This is a genomic window from Lysobacter auxotrophicus, from assembly GCF_027924565.1.
Taxonomy (GTDB): Bacteria; Pseudomonadota; Gammaproteobacteria; order Xanthomonadales; family Xanthomonadaceae; genus Lysobacter_J; species Lysobacter_J auxotrophicus.
Genome location: NZ_AP027041.1, coordinates 3,876,422 through 3,894,994, shown reverse-complemented (window position 1 = coordinate 3,894,994; position 18,573 = coordinate 3,876,422). Strand labels below are relative to the sequence as shown.

Sequence of the window (18,573 nt, the reverse complement as noted above, 5' to 3'; positions counted from 1 at the left end):
GGGAGCCGGCCATGAAACGATTCGCCATTCTCCTCGCCTTCTCGCTGCTGGCCGGGTGCGCCACCACGCCGGCCGTATTCACCGATTACGACCCGGGCGTGAACTTCGGCCAGTACCAGACGTATCGCTGGGCGCAGCGGCCGGAAGGCTTCTCTCCGTTGCAGACGCAGCGCCTGGTCGCCGCCATCGACGCCAAGCTGCGCGAACGCGGCTGGACGCAGTCGACCAACGCGCAGGTCACGCTGTCGGGCAGCATCGTCACCGAGCGCCGCATCCGCGTGGACACCTGGAACAACGCCCCGATGTGGGGCGGCTGGGGTTGGGGCGGGTGCTGCTGGGGCCCGGGCTGGGGCGCGTGGGGCGGCTGGAACACCTCCACCACCGTGCGCGACTACACCTACGGCACGCTCGTGCTCGACATGTTCGACGCGCAGACGCAGCGGCCGCTGTGGCGCGGCATCGCGATGGGTACCGTGCCCGATTCGCCGATCGCCCAGACCAACGCGATGCAGTCCAGCGTCGATCGCATCTTCGCGCAGTTCCCGCCGACCTCCGCGGAGGCGTCGATGCCCTGATGCCCTGACGCAAACAGGTAACGCGACGCGAAAAACGGGAGCCCGGGGGGCTCCCGTTCTTGTTTTGGCTTTTGTAGCCCGGGTAAGCGCAGCGCACCGGGGGCCATCACGCTCGCCCCGGGTGCGCTTCGCTTACCCGGGCTACCAAAACACGATGCCTTCCGTATACTCCACCCCAGTACCCGAGCGGGCGGCTGCCGTGCCCCATTCCCCCGAAGAAAAGAAGCGCGTCCAGGCCCGCATCCGCCGCATCAAGGGGCAGGCCGACGCACTCGAGCGCGCGCTGGACGCCGGCGCCGACTGCGGCGCCGTGCTGCAGCAGATCGCGGCGATCCGCGGCGCGGTGAACGGCCTGATGTCCGAAGTGCTCGAAGCGCACATCCGCGAGGAATTCGGCCAGGCCGCCACCTCCGCCGAGCAGCGCGACGCGCGCGTCGCCGAACTCGCGAGCCTAGTCCGCTCGTACCTCAAGTAATCGTCCTTCGCCCCACCTCATCGTCCAGGAGTCGCCCATGAAATCCCGTGCCGCCGTCGCTTTCGCCGCAGGGCAGCCCTTGCAGATCGTCGAGATCGACGTCGCGCCGCCCAAGGCCGGCGAGGTGCTGGTGAAGATCACCCACACCGGCGTGTGCCACACCGACGCGTTCACGCTCAGCGGCGACGATCCGGAAGGTCTGTTCCCGTGCGTGCTGGGCCATGAAGGCGCGGGCGTCGTGGTCGAAGTGGGCGAGGGCGTCACCAGCGTGAAGCCGGGCGACCACGTCATCCCGCTGTACACCGCCGAGTGCGGGCAGTGCCTGTTCTGCAAGTCCGGCAAGACCAACCTGTGCGTCGCCGTGCGCGCGACGCAGGGCAAGGGCGTGATGCCCGACGGCACCACGCGCTTCTCGTATGAAGGCCAGCCGCTGTACCACTACATGGGCTGCTCGACCTTCAGCGAATACACCGTCGTGGCCGAAGTCTCGCTGGCGAAGATCAACCCCGAGGCCAACCACGAGCACGTCTGCCTGCTCGGCTGCGGCGTCACCACCGGCATCGGCGCGGTACACAACACGGCGAAGGTGCAGGAAGGCGACAGCGTCGCGGTGTTCGGCCTGGGCGGCATCGGGCTGGCGGTGATCCAGGGCGCGCGCCAGGCGAAGGCCGGCCGCATCATCGCCATCGATACCAATCCGTCGAAGTTCGAACTCGCGCGCAGCATGGGTGCGACCGACTGCGTGAACCCGAAGGACCACGACAAGCCGATCCAGAACGTGATCGTCGAGATGACCGGCTGGGGCGTGGACCACTCGTTCGAATGCATCGGCAACGTCAACGTCATGCGCGCCGCGCTGGAATGCGCGCATCGCGGCTGGGGCCAGTCGGTGATCATCGGCGTGGCCGGCGCGGGGCAGGAAATCAGCACGCGTCCGTTCCAACTGGTCACGGGGCGCAAGTGGATGGGCACGGCGTTCGGCGGCGTGAAGGGCCGCACCCAGCTGCCCGGCATGGTCGAGGACGCGATGCGCGGCGACATCGAACTGGCGCCGTTCGTGACGCACACGATGCCGCTGGACGAGATCAACGAAGCCTTCGACCTGATGCACGAGGGCAAGTCGATCCGTAGCGTGATTCACTATTGAGCCGTGATTCGTGAAGTGTGATTCGGGGAAGCCGTGATTGGTGATTCGTGATTGGTGATTCGTGATTCGAAAGAGCGCGGTCCCACCTAACGGCGTGAAATCATCCCGATTCCCGATTCCCGAGCCATAAAACCCCGAACCCCGGAACCACCATGGATCGCATCGAACACCGCGCCTGCTTTGGCGGCTGGCAGCACGTTTACCGGCATCACGCGAAGTCGCTCGACTGCGAGACGACCTTCGGCGTGTACCTGCCGCCGCAGGCCGAACAGCGTTCGTGTCCGGTCCTGTACTGGCTCAGCGGGCTGACCTGCACCGAGCAGAACTTCATCACCAAGGCCGGTGCGCAGCGGTACGCCGCCGAGCATGGCGTGATTCTCGTCGCGCCGGACACGAGCCCGCGTGGCGCCGGCGTCGCGGATGCGGAAGGCTACGACCTGGGCATCGGCGCGGGTTTCTACGTCGATGCGACGCAGGCGCCGTGGTCGAAGCACTACCGCATGTACGACTACGTGTCGCGCGAGTTGCCGGACCTGATCGAAGCGCAGTTCCCGGCGACGAAGGCGCGCGCGATCAGCGGGCATTCGATGGGCGGACACGGTGCGCTGATCGTCGCGCTGAAGAACCCGGGGCGCTATCGCAGCGTCTCGGCGTTCTCGCCGATCGTCGCCCCGACGCAGGTTCCGTGGGGCCAGAAGGCCTTCGCCGCGTACCTGGGCGAAGACCGCGAGGCGTGGAAGGCGTGGGACGCAACGGCGTTGATCGCCTCGGCGTCGGAGCGTTTGCCGCTGCTCGTCGACCAGGGCGAGGCGGATGAATTCCTCGCGACGCAGCTGCAGCCGCAGCGCCTGCGCGAAGCCTGCGAAGCGGCGGGGCACCCGCTTGAGGTGCGCATGCAGCCCGGCTACGACCACAGCTATTACTTCATCGCGAGCTTCATCGGCGAACACATCGCGCACCACGCGAAGGCGCTCAAGGCGTAACGCTAGGCTAGGGTGAAATCGGTATAGGCGAACCGCGCATCGCGCAGCACGGTGTCGCCTTCGCGCATCGCGAGCGGCGCGTCGAACATCGGTCCGTCGTGCACCAGCGTGTGGAACTCGCCGTTCTCGCCGCACGGATCGCAACCGGGCGGCAGTTCGGCAAGCAACGCCGCGTCGAATGCGCGACCGGCGAAACGCGCGTCCAGTTGCTGCGTATCGATGCAGCACAGTCGCGCACGCAGGCCGCCGTCATGCATCTCGCGCGCGAGCTGTGCGGTGTCGCGGCCGAACAGCGGGGTGTCGATGCGCCAGCCGAGCGCTGCGCACGTCGCCTCGCGCCAGGCGCGCACATCGGCCAGCAGCAGGTCGCCGAACGCGATGGTGTCCAGCGCCGGCCAGCGCTCGCGCGCCTGCGCAAGCGCGGCGGCGAACGCCGCCTCGTACGTCGCGTTGTCGCACTGCGCGGGAATGCGCGCTTCGATCAACGGAAGGTGGGTGGCGTTGGCCTGCGCGTGGAGGACATCGCGCCGGATGCCCTGCATCGACACGCGCTCGAACTCGTCGGTGACCGTGGTCAGCAGCGCGACGACCTCATCGCCGCGCTGGCGCATGACGTGGAGCGTCCACGCGGTGTCCTTCCCGCCGCTCCACGACAGCAACCGCGGGCTCATGCCGCGGTGACGTCCCTCAGTTCCCACGCACTGCCTGCCAGCCAGCGAAGGCGCTGGCGCAGGATCTCGCCCCCGATGCGCGTGGTCGCGACCAGGTCGATATGCAGGTCGTCCTGCGCGCCCTGCACGACGGCGCCCGGATCGGTTTCGCCGAGCGCCGGATCGACCGCATCGGGATCGTCCTGCTTCGCCTTCCACTGTTCGAAAAGGGACGCCTCGCGCAGCGCGGCCTGCAGCTGTTCGGCAAAGCCGTCCGGGCTGACCGCGGTGAAGGACAGCGACGGGTCGCCGCCACGCGCGCGCTGCGCGTCGGGAAGGCGGATGTAGTAACGCGTGGCCATCGTGGGTCTCCTGTTTTGGAGACGCAGTTTAAGGAGGTGAAGGTCCGCGAGACGTGACGGGACGACCGGCTCGACGCGTCACGCCGTGAACTTCTGCCCTTCCGCCGCGAAGCCGACCACGACCGCGCCCTTGCCGACGTTCACCATGCCGGTGAGGCTCATGACGCTTTCGAACAGCTCGACGTTGTTCGACGCGCACGCATCGCGCAGGCGTTCGTAACCGGGCAGCGCGCGCAGGCCTTCCAGTTCGCCGCCGTAGCTCAGGCACATCGTCGGCGTGAGCAGTTCGTTGCGTTCGACGCGTTGCGAGACGTGCTCGAACAGCTTCTGCACCGCCGGATCGAAACCCTTGATCTTCGCCACCGGCCCGGTTTCGCCGCGGTTGGCGTGCAGGATCGGCTTGATGTCCAGCGCGCTGCCGAGCGCGGCGCTGAGGAAGCCGACGCTGCGATCGCCCTTGGCACGTGCGCGGTTGCGCAGGTAGTAGAGATCGGGCGGCACCATGTAGCCCTGCGTGTGCAGCGCGAGGTGCTCCAGGCGCGCGCGGATCTTCGGCGCGCCTTCGCCCGCGGCGCGCAGGCGGATCGCCTCGACCGCGGTCACGCCCTGCGCGGCGAAAAGGTTCTGCGTGTCCACCACGCGCAGCGCGAATGGCGTCGAGTTGCCGGCCGCGGCGCGCACGGGCTTGTAGTCGTTGAGGATCGCGAAACTCGCCTGCTGCGCGTTGTCGAAGATCGGGCTGCGCGTCTTCGTGATGGTCATGCAGAAGACGTAGTCGTAATCGATCACCAGCCGTTGCAGGAACAGGTCCTGGATCTGCTGGACCGTGTACGGCATGGTCTGCGCCTCGTGGCCGCGCTCGGCGACGTGGGCGTGCAGGAACTCCAGCGTGGCCTGTTCGTCGCGATGGTCGGCGAGCACCGCGTCGCCGATGCGCACGGTGATCGGCAGCACGGAGACTTCGTGCTGCTCGAGGTAGTGCAAAGGCAGGTCGCAGGCGGAATCGACGACGAGTCCGATGCGCATGGTTCCCCTCCCGGAAAGAGCGCTGGCTTTCGAAGTGTGACGGCCAGCATACCTTGTCCGAGACGGAAGTCCGTGCGGCGGCGCCGCATGACGCTGCGCGTCAGCGTCGGCGTTGCAATCCGACCGGGAGCTCGCTCAGCCGGCGCATTTCCTCGTCCTGCAGCAGCGCCGGATCGCGCAACGCGGCCAGGGCGAAGTCGAACGCGTCGTTCCCCCAGAACAGCTCGCCGCCGACCGCCAACGTGGGCACGCCGTAGACGCCGGCGGCGATGGCGGCATCGGTGTTCGCGCGCAGGGCGGCCTTGGTGGTGTCGGCATCGAGCGCGTCGGCGGGGACGTCAAGTGCGGCCATCAGCGGCACCAGCGCCTCGACGCTGTCGCCGGGGCGGCCGTGGTTCCAGATCCAGTCGAAGACCGAATCGACCGCTTCGGGCGTGTCGCCGGCGGCGATGCTCAGCCGCAGCGACGGCAGGGGATTGAACGGATGCGCCGGCGGGAACCGCAGCGGCACGCCGGCCTGGCGCGCGAGCCACAGCACGTGGCGATAGGTGAATTCGCGCTTGCCGGGGATTTCGGCGGGGCCTTTCTGCCCGCGCGCATCGAGCACCGCGGCGAACACGATCGGCACCAGCCGCACGGGCGTTCCCGCCGCTTCGCACTCATGCAGCAGCGGTTTCAGCCGCTGCCACTGCAGGTACGAGAACGGCGAGATGAAGTCGAAGTACCAGGTCAGCGGCGCATCCATGCAGGTCTCCTCAGTGCCATGCGCCCAGGATCAGCCCGTACAGGCAGAACTGGGCGATGTGGTAGCCGGCGTCGATCATCCACAGCTTCAGGCTGCGCTGGGCGAAGGCGTAATTGATGCCGAAGCTCATCGCCACGAAGAACAGCCCGACCACGAAGCCCGCGCCGAAGCCGTCGGCGGCCGAGGCGGTGGGCGGCAGGAAGTTGGCGAACATCACCGCCGCCAGCAGGCTGCACACGAAGGCGGTCGCGAAGATGCGCTTGGGATGCGGCGGCGTGGCATCCGGATCGATGCCGGCTTCGCGGCACCAGGCGCGCTTGAACAGCGGGCCGTACCAGATGCCGCCCAGGACGAACGACGAAACGGCGGCGGCGATCGCGGCGACCCAGTTGAAGTCGACGTGCGGGAGGGGCGGCATGGGCGGTGTCCTGTGCGAAGCGGGCGCGCGGTCGGCCCGAGGCGGTCAGGATAAGCCGGCGTCGGAGTGCGGGCGAAGGTCCTGTTCTTTCCCTTCTCCCCTCGGGAGAAGGTGCCCGCAGGGCGGATGAGGGGTAACGGAGGGTCAACGTCAAACCGGCAGTGCGGTGATGCACCAGGTTTTGGGAGGTCGACCCTCCGTTACCCCTCACCCCAACCCCTCTCCCGTTGGGAGAGGGGCTAAAGCATCGGCCTCTCCAAGCGAAGAGGCTTCAAAACATCACCGGCCCAAGGCCGGATACGCCCGCGGCATGCCGCCGTCCGCGGCCGGCGCGGCGGTCTTGAGGTAACGGTCGCGAAGCTCCGTCTGGCGGCTGCGCATCTGGATCGCGCGACCGTCCATCCACACCTGCAGCGCGACGGCGTTCACTTCCAGCGGATCGCCGCTCCACATCACCAGGTCGGCGCGCTTGCCCGGCGCGATGGTGCCGAGCCGGTCCGACACGCCGAACGCTTCGGCCGGCACGCGCGTCAGGCCGGCGAGGCCGTCTTCCCACGGCAGGCCGCTGGCGACGGCGTTGCCGGCGAGCTGGCGGATCTTGCGCGCGTTGTGCGAGGCGTCGCCCGACTGGGTGAAGCCGACCTGCACGCCCGCCGCACGCAGACGCGCGGCGTTTTCCATGGTCGAGCCGATCTGGTCGAAGTCCATCGGCAGGTTGCCCAGCGGATCGACGAACACCGGCACCTTCGCCGACGCGAGCATCGGCGCCACGCGCCAGGCCTCGGCGCCGCCGGCGATGGCGACGCGCACGTTGTGGCGCTGCGACCAGCGCAGCAGCTGGCGGATGTCCGCGGCGCGGTGCACCTCCACCACGACGCGACCGCCGCCGCCCAGATACCTGGCGAGCGTGGCGCGTCCGGCCGGCGTCAGCAGCGCGACGTTGGCGTCGGGGGGAATGCGCCCGCGCGCCTCGTCGATCAGCTGGTCCAGGATCATCCATTGCGCCGCGCGCGACTTGCCCGTGAGCCCGGCCGCGTCGCCGCCGATGCGCAGGAACAGCTCGCGCGGCCCGATGGGGTCGGCGCTGCCGTCCAGGCGCACCACGCCGCCCTGGCCGGCGACGATCGAACCGCCCGTCGCGGTGCCGGCGCCGAGCAGCGTCCAGCCGATGCCTTCGATGCGCGTGACCGGGATCAGGATCGACTCCGGGTTGTACGCAAGCGTGACGTCGAACTCCGGACGCACCGTCATCTGCTTGGTGTCGGCGCCCAGCGCGAGCGTGGCGTCGACCGTGTCCTCTTCGCCCGAGACTTCCTCCAGGCCGATTTCGGTGATGCCGCCGAACAGCGTCGGCGTGACCGGACGGCCCTGCGCGTCGATCACCTGCGCGCCCGCCGGCGCGGACAGCGCGGTGCCGACGGCGCGGATCGTGCCGCCCGAGACCAGCACGTCGGCGCTCTTCAACGTGCCCTGCGCGCCGGCGGTATGCACGGTGGCGTTGCGGATCAGCAACTCCTGCGCGCCGGCGCCCATCGACGCCAGCAGCAGGCCAATCAGCAGGAAGCTGCGGCCGGTGTCGCGGAAATACGACCAGCGCGCGTCGCGATCGCAGCAGGCGATCTCGAACGTGTCGGTGGGGCGGTTATGCCGCGAACGGCGGAACTCGATGAAGCGCCTCATTCCACACCTCCTGCGCTCGTGCCGGCGGCAGCGTCCTGGCCGAGCATGAAATCCGACAGCGGGCGGCGCGAGCGGTCGTTGCGATCGAACACGCGCGCGCCGTCGACGTACACCTGCTCGGCGTGCGCGTAGACGCTGAAGGGATTGCCGTTCCACACCACGACATCGCCCATCTTGCCGGGCTCCAGCGTGCCGGTCTGCGCCTCGATGCCCAGCGCCTTGGCGGCGTTCTGGGTCATCCAGCGGATCGCGCGCTCCGGCGGGATGTCCATGCCGGCGAGTTTCGCGTGCGCCATCACCTTCGCCGCCTCCTGGTTGAGGCGCTGGATGCCTTCGGCCGAATCCGAATGCACGATCGCGCAGCTGTTGGGCGGGCGATCGACGATGGCGATGTTTTCCTGGATGCCGTCGAAGGCCTCCATCTTGAAGCCCCACCAGTCGGCCCACAGCGCGCCGCAGACGTTCTCGGCGGCGAGGCGGTCGGCCAGCTTGTAGGCCTCCACGCCGTGGTGGAACGCGGCGACCTTGAAGCCGAATTCACGGGCCAGGTCGAGCATCACCGCCATCTCGTCGGCGCGGTAGCAGTGGATGTGCACCAGGATGTCGCCGTTGATCGCGCCGGCCAGCGTGTCCAGCTTGAGGTCGCGCTTGCCGCCGGTGTCCTTGTCGCTTTCGCCGGCGTCGTTGGCCGACTGCCACCAGCGGCGCTTCTTCTCCGGCTCGTCCTTCTTCTTGCCGCCGTTCTTGGTGAGGTATTCGCTGGCGTCGATGAACGCCGCGCGGTAGCCGGCGACGTTGCCCATGCGCGTGGCCGGGCCGCTCTTGCCGCCGTAGACGCGCTTGGGGTTCTCGCCGCAGGCCATCTTCAGGCCCCACGGCGCGCCGGGGAACTTCATGCCCTGGTAGGTCGTGGCGGCGACGTTCTTGAGCGTCACGCCGCGGCCGCCGATGAGGTTCGCGCTGCCGGGCAGCACCTGCATCGAGGTGATGCCACCGGCGAGCGCCGCAGCGAAGCCCGGATCCTGCGGCCACACCGAATGTTCGGCCCAGACGTTGGGCGTGACCGGCGCGGTCATCTCGTTGCCGTCGCTGTGCGCGGTGACGCCGGGCGTCGGGTACACGCCCAGGTGCGAGTGCACGTCGATCAGGCCCGGCGTCACCCACTTGCCGGCGCCGTCCACGCGCGTGGCGCCCGCGGGCGCCTGCAGGCCCGGGCCGACGGCGACGACCCTGCCGTCCTGCAGCAGGACGTCGGCGCCTTCCAGCCGCTGGCCGGTGCCGGTGAGCACGGTCGCGCCGGAGATCAGCACCGGCGCGGCGGCGATGCGCTGGTAGGTGCTGGGATACGGGTCTTCGGTGAAACGGGAGCGGGCCGGCGACTTCGCCGACGTGTTGGCCTGCGATTCGGGCGGCGCGGCGTGCGCGGCGCCCATCGCCAGCGCCGCGATCAGCGCGGCGGCGAGTGGTCGAAGCATGGAGGTCCCCGGGAAAGTGCGGCTCACAACCTTCGCACCGTAGCCGTGCCGGCGACGCCCTGCCAACCCTGACGATGGTCATGGGCGGCGTGACACAATGCCCGATTAGGCGCCATACGTCGGCGTCTTGCGGCACACACAACTACAAGAGGAGCAAACCCCTGATGAAAGACAAGGAACAGATCGTCGACAACTGGCTGCCGCGCTACACCGGCGTGCCGCTGGACCAGTTCGGCGAACACATCCTGCTGACCAACTTCGGCGGCTACGTGAGCATCTTCTCGCGCATGACCGGCGCGCCAGTGGTCGGCCTGGACCGCCCGATGCCCAGCTGCACGCACGACGGCATCACGATGATCAACTTCGGCATGGGCAGCCCGAACGCGGCGACCATCATGGACCTGCTCAGCGCCGTCTCGCCGAAGGCCGTGCTGTTCCTGGGCAAGTGCGGCGGCCTCAAGCGCAAGAACCAGCTGGGCGATCTCATCCTGCCGATCGCGGCGATCCGCGGCGAAGGCACCAGCGACGACTACCTGCCGCCGCAGGTGCCGGCGCTGCCGGCGTTCGCGCTGCAACGTGCGGTGTCGACGATGATCCGCGACCTCGCGCTCGACTACTGGACCGGCACCGTCTACACGACCAACCGTCGCGTGTGGGAACACGACGAAGCCTTCAAGGAACGCCTGCGCGCAATGCGCTGCATGGCCATCGACATGGAAACCGCGACGATCTTCGCCGCCGGCTTCGCCAACCGCATTCCGTGCGGCGCGCTGCTGCTGGTGTCGGACCAGCCGATGATCCCCGAAGGCGTGAAGACCGAAGCGTCGGACGCGCGCGTCAGCGCCGATTACGTCGACAACCACATCAACGTCGGCATCGAGGCGCTCAAGCTCATCCGTCGCAACGGCAAGTCGGTGCGGCACCTGCGCTTCGACGAATGATGCAGCACGCGTCATGCCTCGCAACGAACGAAGGCCGGCAATCGCCGGCCTTCGCATTCGTACGGCATGTCACGGGTATTTCAGTCGCAGACCATCTGCCATTCGTAGGTCTGCGTATCTTCGTCGAACACCTGTTGCGCGGCGCACGCCGGCGGCGGCGACTGCGCGTCGGTCGCGTCGGTGGTATCGAGCGACAGCTTCAAGGGAGTGACGCCGCAGAGTTTCGCCAGCGGCGGCATCGGGACGCCCGATGGCTGGCAGTACACGCGCGCTGGCGTGCAGACGAGGAAGCAGTCGTATTGCGCGAAGGCAAAGCCGGGAGCGAACAGGCCTGCCAGCGACATGGCGGCGAGGAGCAGCTGTTTCATGGGAGTTCCCTCGTGGGAGGTGGAGCGGGGATACGGAGGGTGTCGACCAGGGACGGGTTGGTCGGCGCGAGCGTAGCCGAGCCTCCGTAGGGCCGGCACGAAGGCCGCCGGTTCAGTCTTGTGCAGATCGCGTGATGATCCCGTGGAGCGCGTCCAGCGCCGGAAAACGGGGCGGGACCGTGGCGGCACGGGCCCCAGGTCGCAGTGCCTGCGACCTCCCGCAGGCACACTGTCTTCCGTGAATCAAGGAGCATGCCCGGGGAGGGTTCCGACATGGAAAAGCTGATTTACCTGGCGCTCGGCGCCGTCCTGACCTGGGGGTTCTATTTCCTCCAGCGCCGCGTCGAACGACGCAGCGCGGTGGAGGCGATCGAACGCAACCAGAAGCTGCTCGACCTCAAGCAGGGGCTCGACGAATCCAACACCAACCTCGACGACCTGCGTCGCCTGGAACATCGCCTGATCGGCAAGGCCGAAACGGCGGCGCGCATCGCCGACAACTACTTCACCAAGGCCGAGGAAGTCGCGCGACAGAGCGACGATGCGGCCGTCACGCAGAACGACATGAACCAGCAGGCGCTGGAGGAATTCCGTCGTGCCGATGCGCGGCTGACGACCGTCGTCGCGCACCTGCGACGCCAGCTCGACGAGGAAACGCTTGCGGTCTTCGACGATGCGCATCGCAGCTGGCTGCAGTTCCGCGACCGGTATGCGCGCTTCGTTTCGCAGTCCTATGCCGGCGGCGCGATCCGCCCGCTGATCCACGCCGTTACGCTGGAGAGCATCACGCAGCTGTGGAGCAACGAGCTGGAAACCCAGCTGGGCGACGAATCGCTTTGATGCACGCAACGACAACCCACACCCGGGACGCACGATGACCACCACTGCGCACGAGCTCCTCACCTTCTGGCACCAGGCCGGCTACGAGCGCTGGTTCGCGCGCGACGACGCGTTCGACGCGCGCTGCGGCGATTTCGTCGATGCGCATTTCGCCGCCGCGCGGCGCGAACTCGACCATTGGATGGACACCGCCGACGGTGCGCTCGCGTTGTGCATCCTGCTCGACCAGATTCCGCGCAACGCCTTCCGCGGCACCGGGCATGCGTTCGCGACCGACCCGCTCGCGCGGCATTACGCGGCCCGCGCGATCGATCGCGGCGACGACCTGAAGGTCGAGCCGTCGCTGCGGCCGTTCTTCTACATGCCGTTCGAGCATTCCGAATCGATGGAGGACCAGGAGCGCTCGATCGCGCTCGCCTCCACGCTGCAGGGCGATACGGGGCGCGGGTATCTGGAGTACGCCCACAAGCATCGCGACGTCATCGCGCGCTTCGGCCGGTTCCCGCATCGCAATGCGATGCTCGGGCGCGAGTCGACGCCGGAGGAGCAGGCCTACCTCGACGCGGGCGGCGGCTTCTGAATCATCGGAAAAGAAAAACGCCGTAGCCGTGGACGCACGGGTCCGGGGAGCGGCTACGGCGTTCGGGAAACGTGCCGGCGTAGGGCCGATGACGTCAGCCTAAGCGCCGCCCGTGCACGTTTGCGGTGGTGCGCGATGAACCGTGGCGTGGATGCGGCGAGGCGAGCGCGCCGCCGCATCCAGCCGGCGGCATCAGTACTTCGGGATGCCCGAATCGAAATCCGCCCACGCGTCGATGCCGCCGACGACGTTGTAGACCTCGCGGAAACCCAGGCCGCGGAAGTGGTCCGCCGCCTGCTGGCTGCGACCGCCGTGGTGGCACAGGAACGCGAGCGGCGTGTCCTTCGGCAGCGCCTGCAGGGCTTCGATGCCGTGGTCGAGCGTGTCGAACGCGACGGGCGCGGCGGCGAGGGCGCGTTCGTCGGCCGGACGCACGTCGACCAGGCGCAGCGCGCCGGCGCGCACGCGGGCGTCGGCCTCGTGCGGGGACAGCGTCTTCACCGGCGGCGCGGCGAGCGGGTGGCTCACGGCCAGGCCGCGGCCGCGTTCGTCGTCGACCCAGTCGATGCTGATGCCGTCGGCGCGGCGCACCTGCAACGCGTCGGTCTGCAGGCGCACGCCTTCGATCTCGATGGCCACGGCGTTGGCGTCGATCGGCGCCAGCTGCAGGCGCACGTTGTAGCGCGCGTCGATGTCGATCTGCACGGCATAACCGCCGCCGGCGTTGTCGATCGCGCTGCGCAGCATGTCCAGCGCCTCGGGCGTGATGGTGAACTCCGGCGGACGGCGGTCCGGCGGCGGCAGGCCGAGCGCGCTGTGCAGTTCGCCGCTGCCGGCCATCTGCTCGACGATGTCGCTGCCGCCGACGAGTTCGCCGTCGATGTAGAGCTGCGGGATCGTCGGCCAGTTGCCGTACTGCTTGATGCCTTCGCGGATGTCGGCGTCGGCGAGCACGTTAACGTGCGCGTAGCCCTCGGGCAGCAGGGAATTGAGCACACCGACGGCCTTGGCCGAGAACCCGCATTGCGGCGCATCGGGCGCGCCCTTCATGAACAGGACGACGCGGTTGGACTGCAGCAGGGTTTCGATGCGCGAACGCAGCGCGGGGTCGAGCGACATGGCGGGCTACCGGGTGGGAATGGGGTGCATGTGGGGGCGGGGGCGGGGTTTGGCAAGGCGGCATCGCCTTTCGCCGTCATCCCGGCGAAAGCCGGGACCCAGGCCTGCAGCTTCCGGGCACTCCGGGGCTGGCGAACCACTCATGCTCGTCATTCCAGCGAACGCTGGAATCCATTCTGGTCTTCGAAGCGATGACGTTCGCGCTGGATCCAAGCAACACCCCTGCCTGTAACGCAATGATTGGTCGCCGCTCGCGCTTCGTTGCCCCTCACCCAACCCCTCTCCCGCAGGGAGAGGGGCTTGAATGCCCGACCCCTTGCCGTCGCGGCGAATTCGTCTTTGCGTACCATCCCCTCATGCCGACGCCCCTCCACCAGTCGCCCCGCCACCCGCACGCATGGGCCTGGCTGTTCGCCGCCTCGCAACTCGCGGTCGTCGCGATCTGGTGGTTCTGGGGATGGAAGGCCGGCCTTCCGGCGCTGCTGGTCACCCATGGCAGTCTCGTCTGGGCCACGCTGCGCCCGGGGTCGCGCCTGCTCAGCCCGGTGTTGAGCCGCCTGCCGACGAACGAGCGCGTCGTCTGGCTCACCATCGACGATGGCCCCTCCGACGACACGCGCGCCGTGCTCGACCTGCTCGACGAACACGACGCGAAGGCCACGTTCTTCCTCGTCGGCGAACGCGCGCAGGCGCGCCCCGAACTCGTCGCCGAGATCGTCCGTCGCGGTCACGGCATCGGCCAGCACAGCCACACGCACCCGCAGGCGTGGTTCTGGGCGCTGCCGCCGCGGGCGATGCGGGCGCAGATCGAGCAGGCGCAGGCCGCGCTGACCTTCCTCACCGGCACGCGCCCGCGCTGGTTCCGCGCGGTGGTGGGGATGTCGAATCCGTTCGTGGCCGCGTCGCTGAAACGCCACGGGCTGGCGCGCGTGGCGTGGTCGGCGCGCGGTTACGACGCGGTGCTTCGCGATCCGGCCGGTGTCGTCGCGCGCATCGAACGCGATCTCACACCCGGCGCGATCGTATTGCTGCACGAAGGCGCCGCGCACGGGCGCAACGTCGAAACGCTGGCGACGCTGCTGGTGCGGTTGAAGGCGCTGGGGTTCGGCACCGTGCTGCCGGAGGAGCTGGAGGCCGCGTCCGTCGCCCGGGTAAGCGAAGCCCAGCCGGGGTAAGTCGCGCCGATCGTTGCGCTTCGCTGGCCCGGGCTGCAAAGGCCACGATCACGACGGCGGAAGACTCAATCCTTCGACGCCACGATCCGGAAGTTGTTGAACGGTGTGTTGCCGCGCAGCGACACGAATTCCGAACGCAGCCCCGCGGCGTCGAAACGCGCGCGCAACATGTCCGCATCGGGGTAATGGATCGGCGCGGCGTTCATCCAGCCGACGACTTTCGCGAACACGTCCACCGCGCGCGTGACCTGCGCACGATGGCTGCCGTCGGCGAGTCCCGTGCGGATCACCAGCTTGGCGCCGGGTTCGAGCATGCCGATGCATGCATCGACCGCGCGCATCTGCGCGTCTTCGGGCACGAACTGCATCACGTCCAGCAGCGCGACGCTGCCGCGGTGCGCCGGCAGCTGCGCGCCCAGGTCGGCCGTGCCGAATTCCACGACCTGGAGCCCGCAACGCTGCGCCGCACGGCGTCCGCGTTCGACCTTGCTCACGTCGTTGTCGACGCCGCGGTACGGCATCGCCTGACCGTCGGCGCGCAGCGCGTGCGCGAGCAATCCCAGGCCGCAGCCGATGTCCAGCAGCGGCGCGCGCGTACCGCGCAGGACGTCGCACACGCCGGGATACAGCGGGTCGGTACCCAGCTTGGTGCGCGCGTAGTAGTAGTCGTAGCGGATGTACCAGCGCGGCAGGAACGCGCGCGCGATGTCGTCCGCGCGCTGCGGCGGAAGCGGGCGGAAAGCGAGGCCGTCGGCGGTCACGTCGGCTCCTTCAGCGTTGCAGCAGCGATCGCGCGACCGGCAGCGCCAGCGCGGTCCACAGCGTGTACATCGCGGCCGACGGATGCAGGCCGTCCTCGGCCAGCATCTCCGGCTCCGCGCCGCGCTCGCGCGACACCGGCGTGATGTCGACGAACGCGACGCCGTGCGCCTCGCACACGACCTGCGCGGCGGCGTTGTAGGCGTCCAGTTCCGTGGCGACCTGTTCCGGCGTCGCCTGCGTCGTCTTCACGAACGGCGTGATGCCCCAATCGGGAATCGACAGCACCAGCACGCGATCGGCGCGGCCGCGCGCGCAACGCATCGCGCGCTGCAGCAGCGTTTCGAACTCGCCGCGATAGTCGGTGGCGCTGCGCCCGCGGTACTGGTTGTTCACGCCGATCAGCAGCGTGACGAAATCCCATTCGCCCAGCGGTTCGGCGCCGTCGATGCCCCATGCGAGCTCGTCCGTCGTCCAGCCGGTGGTGGCGATGATGCGCGGATCGGCCAGCGCGATGCCTTCCTCGCGCAGTTTCGCGGCCAGCTGCACCGGCCAGCGGCCGCTTTCGGCTACGCCTTCGCCGATGGTGTAGCTGTCGCCCAGTGCCAGGAACGACAGCGCGGTCGCGGGCGCGTTCGCCATCAGGCCACCGCCGCCTGCGCGTCCGCGTCGGCCTGCGCGTAGCGGTCGAGCAGGCATTCGATGCGGCGGAACACTTCGCGCAGATCGTCCGGCTGCGGCAGCAGCGTCACGCGGAAGTGGTTGCGGTACGGCACGTTGAAGCTCGAACCCGGCACGACGAGGACGTCCTGCGTTTCCAGCAGTTCCAGCGCGAAACGGTGGTCGTCGAAGCCCTGCGCCGCCGCGCCGGTCACCGCCGGGAACGCGTACAGCGCGCCGGCCGGCGCGACGAGCTGGAGGTGCCGGCTTTCGGCGATGCTTTCCATCACCGCGCGGCGCGCTTCGAACAACCGGCCGCCCGGTGCACACAACGGCGCGATGGTGTCCTCGCCGTGCAGCGCGGCTTCGATCGCGAACTGCCCCGGCACGTTGGCGCACAGGCGCAGCGCGCCGAGCAGGTCCATCGCGTGGTGCAGGTTGCCGCTGGCGACCGGATCGCCCGACAGCACCGCCCAGCCCACCCGCCAGCCGCACGCGCGATGCACCTTGCTCAGCCCGCCGAACGACAGGCACGGCAGGTCGCCGGCGAGCGGCGCGATCGGCGTGAACGCGGCATCGCCGTAGAGGATCGAGTCGTAGATCTCGTCGCACATCAGCAGCAGCTTGTGGCGCTGCGCGATGGCGACGATCTGCTCCAGCAGCTCGCGCGGATACGCCGCGCCGGTCGGGTTGTTCGGGTTGATCAGCACGATTGCCCGCGTCCGGCTGGACACCAGCGACGCGATTTCCTCCGGATCGGGCAGGAAGCCGTTCTCCGGCAGGCAGCGGTAATACACCGGGCGGCCGTCGTTGAGGATCGTCGCGGCCGACCACAGCGGGTAGTCGGGCGAGGGCAGCAGGACTTCGTCGCCCGGGTTGAGCAGTGCGCGCAGCGACAGGTCGATCAGCTCGCTCACGCCGTTGCCGACGAACACGCGTTCGGGGCTGGCGTTCGGCGTGCCGCGCTGCTTGTGGAATGCCGCGATGGCCTCGCGCGCCTGCGGCAGGCCCTGCTGGTGCGTGTACGGGTCGGTGTCGGCGATGCGGTCTGCGATCGCGCGCTGCAGATGCTCCGGCGCGCGGAAACCGAACGCGCCCGGATTGCCGATGTTGAGCTTGATCAGCTTGCGGCCCTGGCCCTCCAGCTCGCGGGCTCGCCGTGCCAGTTCGCCGCGGATCTCGTAACGGACTTCGGACAGGCGCTCGCGGGTCTTCACGGGGGGCAGGGACATTGCTGCGGGAAATGGGGGGTCGGAGGGCCAGACTAGCCGAATCCGCGCCCCGTGACAGGGGAATGGCCGACGAATCGAGGCATCCAAAACGATCGCTGCGGCGGCGATCTCCTTCGAAACCTCCAACGCGCTTCACGCCGCGGGGCGTCCGCGCACCCAACCGGCAGCGCGCCGCACTAGAATCCCGGCCCATGGCCCCGACCTTCCGCTGTCCTTGATGCCCGCCTTCGACGCCCTCCAGGCGATCGGCTGGCCGCTGTCCGCGGACGCGCCGGCGCCGGGGAGCGCGTCCGACGCCGCCGAAGGGCCCCTGACCTCGTGGCGCGAGCTCATGGCCGCGCATCCGCAGGCCCGGCCGGCGCGCGTGATCGAGCAGCATCGCAGCGGCTACATCGTCGCCGACGGCCCCGACACCGGTTTCCCGGTGGAATCCCTGCCCGAATGGCAGCGGCCCCCGGGCTATCGCAAGGGCACCGTCACCATCGACCAGCGTCCCGGCGTGGGCGACTGGCTGCTGATCGAGGGCAAGAAGGCCATCGCGTTGCTGCCGCGCCGGAGCACGATCAAGCGCGGCGCGGCCGGCGAGCACTACCAGCAGCAGCTGATCGCGGCGAACGTGGACACGGTGTTCGTCGTCTGCGGGCTGGACGCCGATTTCAACCCGCGCCGCATCGAGCGCTACCTGTTGCTGGTTCGCGGCGGCGGCGTGGAGCCGGTCGTCGTGCTGACCAAGGCCGACCAGGCCGACGCCGCCGACGCGGACGAGGCCATGGCCACGCTCGTCGAACTCGCCGCGCAGGGCGTGGCCGTGCGGGCGGTGAACGCGAAGGATCCGGCCAGCGTCGCCACGCTCAACCCATGGTTGGGCCCCGGCCGCACCGCGGTGCTGATTGGCAGCTCCGGCGCGGGCAAATCCACGCTGACCAACACGCTGCTGGGCATCGAGAAGATGAAGACCGGCGAGGTGCGCGAACACGATTCGCGCGGCCGCCACACCACGACCCATCGCGCGCTGATCCCGCTGCCGTCCGGCGCCTGCCTGATCGACACGCCCGGCATGCGCGAGCTCAAGCCCACCGGCGAGGAAGACGTCGCGGAGAATTTCAGCGACATCGAGGCGCTGGCCGAGCAGTGCCGCTTCCGCGACTGCAAGCACGCCAAGGAGCCCGGCTGCGCCGTTCGCGCGGCGATCGAAGCCGGAAAGCTCGATCCGCAGCGCTTCGCCAACTACCTCAAGCTCAGCGACGAAGTGGCCGGCGCGGCAAATAAGCTGGCGAACCGTCGCGCGCAGAAGGCCGACGAGAAAGTGCAGGGCAAGGCGCTGAACAAGCGGCTGGACGAAAAGTATGGCCGGCACTAGCGC

At 69.0% G+C, this 18,573-nt stretch carries 21 protein-coding genes; 9 read left to right on the top strand and 12 right to left on the bottom strand.

What is annotated here, in order from left to right; genetic code table 11:
• Positions 1 to 11: 11 nt before the first annotated feature.
• The 4 genes from LA521A_RS17795 to fghA all read left to right on the top strand — a co-directional run bounded on the left by LA521A_RS17795 (position 12) and on the right by fghA (position 3,180).
• Positions 12 to 575 carry a DUF4136 domain-containing protein gene (locus LA521A_RS17795; RefSeq protein WP_281780173.1) on the top strand — a complete coding sequence of 188 codons (564 nt, stop codon included), beginning with the start codon at positions 12 to 14 and terminating at the stop codon, positions 573 to 575.
• Between the two features lie 199 nt (positions 576 to 774).
• On the top strand, positions 775 to 1,050 hold the full coding sequence (gene frmR / locus LA521A_RS17790) for a formaldehyde-responsive transcriptional repressor FrmR (protein WP_281780172.1): 276 nt from the start codon (positions 775 to 777) through the stop codon (positions 1,048 to 1,050).
• A 37-nt stretch (positions 1,051 to 1,087) separates the two neighbouring features.
• Positions 1,088 to 2,197 (top strand): S-(hydroxymethyl)glutathione dehydrogenase/class III alcohol dehydrogenase, encoded by a 1,110-nt coding sequence (locus LA521A_RS17785; protein WP_281780171.1) that lies wholly within the window; start codon positions 1,088 to 1,090, stop codon positions 2,195 to 2,197.
• A 152-nt stretch (positions 2,198 to 2,349) separates the two neighbouring features.
• The gene (gene fghA, locus LA521A_RS17780) at positions 2,350 to 3,180 is read left to right on the top strand and encodes an S-formylglutathione hydrolase (RefSeq protein WP_281780170.1); all 831 of its coding nucleotides are present in this window, start codon (positions 2,350 to 2,352) and stop codon (positions 3,178 to 3,180) included.
• A 2-nt stretch (positions 3,181 to 3,182) separates the two neighbouring features.
• On the opposite strand, the gene LA521A_RS17775 is transcribed toward fghA, so the two are convergent.
• The 7 genes from LA521A_RS17775 to LA521A_RS17745 form a co-directional block, all read right to left on the bottom strand.
• A complete protein-coding gene (locus tag LA521A_RS17775; protein ID WP_281780169.1) occupies positions 3,183 to 3,851 on the bottom strand; it encodes a Dph6-related ATP pyrophosphatase in 669 nt (222 codons plus the stop codon).
• Positions 3,848 to 4,192 (bottom strand): hypothetical protein, encoded by a 345-nt coding sequence (locus LA521A_RS17770; protein ID WP_281780168.1) that lies wholly within the window; start codon positions 4,190 to 4,192, stop codon positions 3,848 to 3,850. Before LA521A_RS17770 ends, LA521A_RS17775 begins: the two co-directional genes overlap by 4 nt.
• Before the next feature lie 78 nt (positions 4,193 to 4,270).
• Positions 4,271 to 5,218 (bottom strand): DegV family protein, encoded by a 948-nt coding sequence (locus tag LA521A_RS17765; RefSeq protein WP_281780167.1) that lies wholly within the window; start codon positions 5,216 to 5,218, stop codon positions 4,271 to 4,273.
• A gap of 100 nt (positions 5,219 to 5,318) precedes the next feature.
• Positions 5,319 to 5,963: a 2-hydroxychromene-2-carboxylate isomerase gene (locus LA521A_RS17760; protein WP_281780166.1), complete on the bottom strand. Its 645-nt coding sequence runs from the start codon at positions 5,961 to 5,963 to the stop codon at positions 5,319 to 5,321.
• Between the two features lie 10 nt (positions 5,964 to 5,973).
• Positions 5,974 to 6,381 carry a DUF1761 domain-containing protein gene (locus LA521A_RS17755; protein WP_281780165.1) on the bottom strand — a complete coding sequence of 136 codons (408 nt, stop codon included), beginning with the start codon at positions 6,379 to 6,381 and terminating at the stop codon, positions 5,974 to 5,976.
• 279 nt (positions 6,382 to 6,660) lie between these two features.
• On the bottom strand, positions 6,661 to 8,061 hold the full coding sequence (locus LA521A_RS17750) for an amidohydrolase family protein (protein ID WP_281780164.1): 1,401 nt from the start codon (positions 8,059 to 8,061) through the stop codon (positions 6,661 to 6,663).
• Positions 8,058 to 9,536, bottom strand: coding sequence for an amidohydrolase (locus LA521A_RS17745; RefSeq protein ID WP_281780163.1), 1,479 nt, complete (start codon positions 9,534 to 9,536; stop codon positions 8,058 to 8,060). Before LA521A_RS17745 ends, LA521A_RS17750 begins: the two co-directional genes overlap by 4 nt.
• Positions 9,537 to 9,700: 164 nt before the next feature.
• Between LA521A_RS17745 and LA521A_RS17740 the strand changes: the two genes are divergently transcribed.
• The gene (locus tag LA521A_RS17740; RefSeq protein WP_281780162.1) at positions 9,701 to 10,477 is read left to right on the top strand and encodes an AMP nucleosidase; all 777 of its coding nucleotides are present in this window, start codon (positions 9,701 to 9,703) and stop codon (positions 10,475 to 10,477) included.
• 80 nt (positions 10,478 to 10,557) lie between these two features.
• Here the strand turns inward: LA521A_RS17740 and LA521A_RS17735 are convergent, their stop codons facing one another.
• Positions 10,558 to 10,845 (bottom strand): hypothetical protein, encoded by a 288-nt coding sequence (locus LA521A_RS17735; RefSeq protein ID WP_281780161.1) that lies wholly within the window; start codon positions 10,843 to 10,845, stop codon positions 10,558 to 10,560.
• Between the two features lie 273 nt (positions 10,846 to 11,118).
• Between LA521A_RS17735 and LA521A_RS17730 the strand changes: the two genes are divergently transcribed.
• Together LA521A_RS17730 and LA521A_RS17725 are read left to right on the top strand one after the other, a co-directional pair.
• Positions 11,119 to 11,685, top strand: coding sequence for a lysozyme inhibitor LprI family protein (locus LA521A_RS17730; protein WP_281780160.1), 567 nt, complete (start codon positions 11,119 to 11,121; stop codon positions 11,683 to 11,685).
• A 34-nt stretch (positions 11,686 to 11,719) separates the two neighbouring features.
• Positions 11,720 to 12,265, top strand: coding sequence for a DUF924 family protein (locus tag LA521A_RS17725; protein WP_281780159.1), 546 nt, complete (start codon positions 11,720 to 11,722; stop codon positions 12,263 to 12,265).
• 192 nt (positions 12,266 to 12,457) lie between these two features.
• Here LA521A_RS17725 and grxD read toward each other — a convergent pair whose 3' ends face one another.
• Positions 12,458 to 13,384: a Grx4 family monothiol glutaredoxin gene (gene grxD, locus LA521A_RS17720; RefSeq protein ID WP_281780158.1), complete on the bottom strand. Its 927-nt coding sequence runs from the start codon at positions 13,382 to 13,384 to the stop codon at positions 12,458 to 12,460.
• A gap of 356 nt (positions 13,385 to 13,740) precedes the next feature.
• Here grxD and LA521A_RS17715 point away from each other — a divergent pair, with 356 nt between their 5' ends.
• Positions 13,741 to 14,559, top strand: a complete 819-nt coding sequence (locus LA521A_RS17715) for a polysaccharide deacetylase family protein (protein ID WP_281780157.1) — start codon at positions 13,741 to 13,743, stop codon at positions 14,557 to 14,559.
• A gap of 65 nt (positions 14,560 to 14,624) precedes the next feature.
• Here LA521A_RS17715 and LA521A_RS17710 read toward each other — a convergent pair whose 3' ends face one another.
• From LA521A_RS17710 to LA521A_RS17700, 3 genes are read right to left on the bottom strand one after another with little or no spacing between them, the layout of a single operon-like run.
• Complete coding sequence (locus LA521A_RS17710; protein ID WP_281780156.1) at positions 14,625 to 15,320, bottom strand: class I SAM-dependent methyltransferase; 696 nt, start codon at positions 15,318 to 15,320, stop codon at positions 14,625 to 14,627.
• Positions 15,321 to 15,330: 10 nt separating this feature from the next.
• Positions 15,331 to 15,960 carry an SGNH/GDSL hydrolase family protein gene (locus tag LA521A_RS17705; RefSeq protein WP_281780155.1) on the bottom strand — a complete coding sequence of 210 codons (630 nt, stop codon included), beginning with the start codon at positions 15,958 to 15,960 and terminating at the stop codon, positions 15,331 to 15,333.
• Positions 15,960 to 17,210, bottom strand: coding sequence for an aminotransferase class I/II-fold pyridoxal phosphate-dependent enzyme (locus LA521A_RS17700; protein ID WP_281780154.1), 1,251 nt, complete (start codon positions 17,208 to 17,210; stop codon positions 15,960 to 15,962). Before LA521A_RS17700 ends, LA521A_RS17705 begins: the two co-directional genes overlap by 1 nt.
• A 217-nt stretch (positions 17,211 to 17,427) precedes the next feature.
• Here LA521A_RS17700 and rsgA point away from each other — a divergent pair, with 217 nt between their 5' ends.
• Entirely contained in the window at positions 17,428 to 18,570 is a 1,143-nt protein-coding gene (gene rsgA / locus LA521A_RS17695) for a ribosome small subunit-dependent GTPase A (RefSeq protein WP_281780153.1), read from the top strand.
• Positions 18,571 to 18,573 lie beyond the last annotated feature (3 nt).

What these genes read in the sequence shown, in the direction of transcription:
- LA521A_RS17795 (WP_281780173.1), top strand. Translation starts at nt 12, where the DNA reads ATGAAACGATTCGCCATTCTCCTCGCCTTCTCGCTGCTGGCCGGGTGC.
- LA521A_RS17785 (WP_281780171.1), top strand. Translation starts at nt 1,088, where the DNA reads ATGAAATCCCGTGCCGCCGTCGCTTTCGCCGCAGGGCAGCCCTTGCAG.
- fghA (WP_281780170.1), top strand. Translation starts at nt 2,350, where the DNA reads ATGGATCGCATCGAACACCGCGCCTGCTTTGGCGGCTGGCAGCACGTT.
- LA521A_RS17775 (WP_281780169.1), bottom strand. Translation starts at nt 3,851, where the DNA reads ATGAGCCCGCGGTTGCTGTCGTGGAGCGGCGGGAAGGACACCGCGTGG.
- LA521A_RS17770 (WP_281780168.1), bottom strand. Translation starts at nt 4,192, where the DNA reads ATGGCCACGCGTTACTACATCCGCCTTCCCGACGCGCAGCGCGCGCGT.
- LA521A_RS17765 (WP_281780167.1), bottom strand. Translation starts at nt 5,218, where the DNA reads ATGCGCATCGGACTCGTCGTCGATTCCGCCTGCGACCTGCCTTTGCAC.
- LA521A_RS17760 (WP_281780166.1), bottom strand. Translation starts at nt 5,963, where the DNA reads ATGGATGCGCCGCTGACCTGGTACTTCGACTTCATCTCGCCGTTCTCG.
- LA521A_RS17755 (WP_281780165.1), bottom strand. Translation starts at nt 6,381, where the DNA reads ATGCCGCCCCTCCCGCACGTCGACTTCAACTGGGTCGCCGCGATCGCC.
- LA521A_RS17750 (WP_281780164.1), bottom strand. Translation starts at nt 8,061, where the DNA reads ATGAGGCGCTTCATCGAGTTCCGCCGTTCGCGGCATAACCGCCCCACC.
- LA521A_RS17745 (WP_281780163.1), bottom strand. Translation starts at nt 9,536, where the DNA reads ATGCTTCGACCACTCGCCGCCGCGCTGATCGCGGCGCTGGCGATGGGC.
- LA521A_RS17740 (WP_281780162.1), top strand. Translation starts at nt 9,701, where the DNA reads ATGAAAGACAAGGAACAGATCGTCGACAACTGGCTGCCGCGCTACACC.
- LA521A_RS17735 (WP_281780161.1), bottom strand. Translation starts at nt 10,845, where the DNA reads ATGAAACAGCTGCTCCTCGCCGCCATGTCGCTGGCAGGCCTGTTCGCT.
- LA521A_RS17730 (WP_281780160.1), top strand. Translation starts at nt 11,119, where the DNA reads ATGGAAAAGCTGATTTACCTGGCGCTCGGCGCCGTCCTGACCTGGGGG.
- LA521A_RS17725 (WP_281780159.1), top strand. Translation starts at nt 11,720, where the DNA reads ATGACCACCACTGCGCACGAGCTCCTCACCTTCTGGCACCAGGCCGGC.
- grxD (WP_281780158.1), bottom strand. Translation starts at nt 13,384, where the DNA reads ATGTCGCTCGACCCCGCGCTGCGTTCGCGCATCGAAACCCTGCTGCAG.
- LA521A_RS17715 (WP_281780157.1), top strand. Translation starts at nt 13,741, where the DNA reads ATGCCGACGCCCCTCCACCAGTCGCCCCGCCACCCGCACGCATGGGCC.
- LA521A_RS17705 (WP_281780155.1), bottom strand. Translation starts at nt 15,960, where the DNA reads ATGGCGAACGCGCCCGCGACCGCGCTGTCGTTCCTGGCACTGGGCGAC.
- LA521A_RS17700 (WP_281780154.1), bottom strand. Translation starts at nt 17,210, where the DNA reads ATGTCCCTGCCCCCCGTGAAGACCCGCGAGCGCCTGTCCGAAGTCCGT.
- rsgA (WP_281780153.1), top strand. Translation starts at nt 17,428, where the DNA reads ATGCCCGCCTTCGACGCCCTCCAGGCGATCGGCTGGCCGCTGTCCGCG.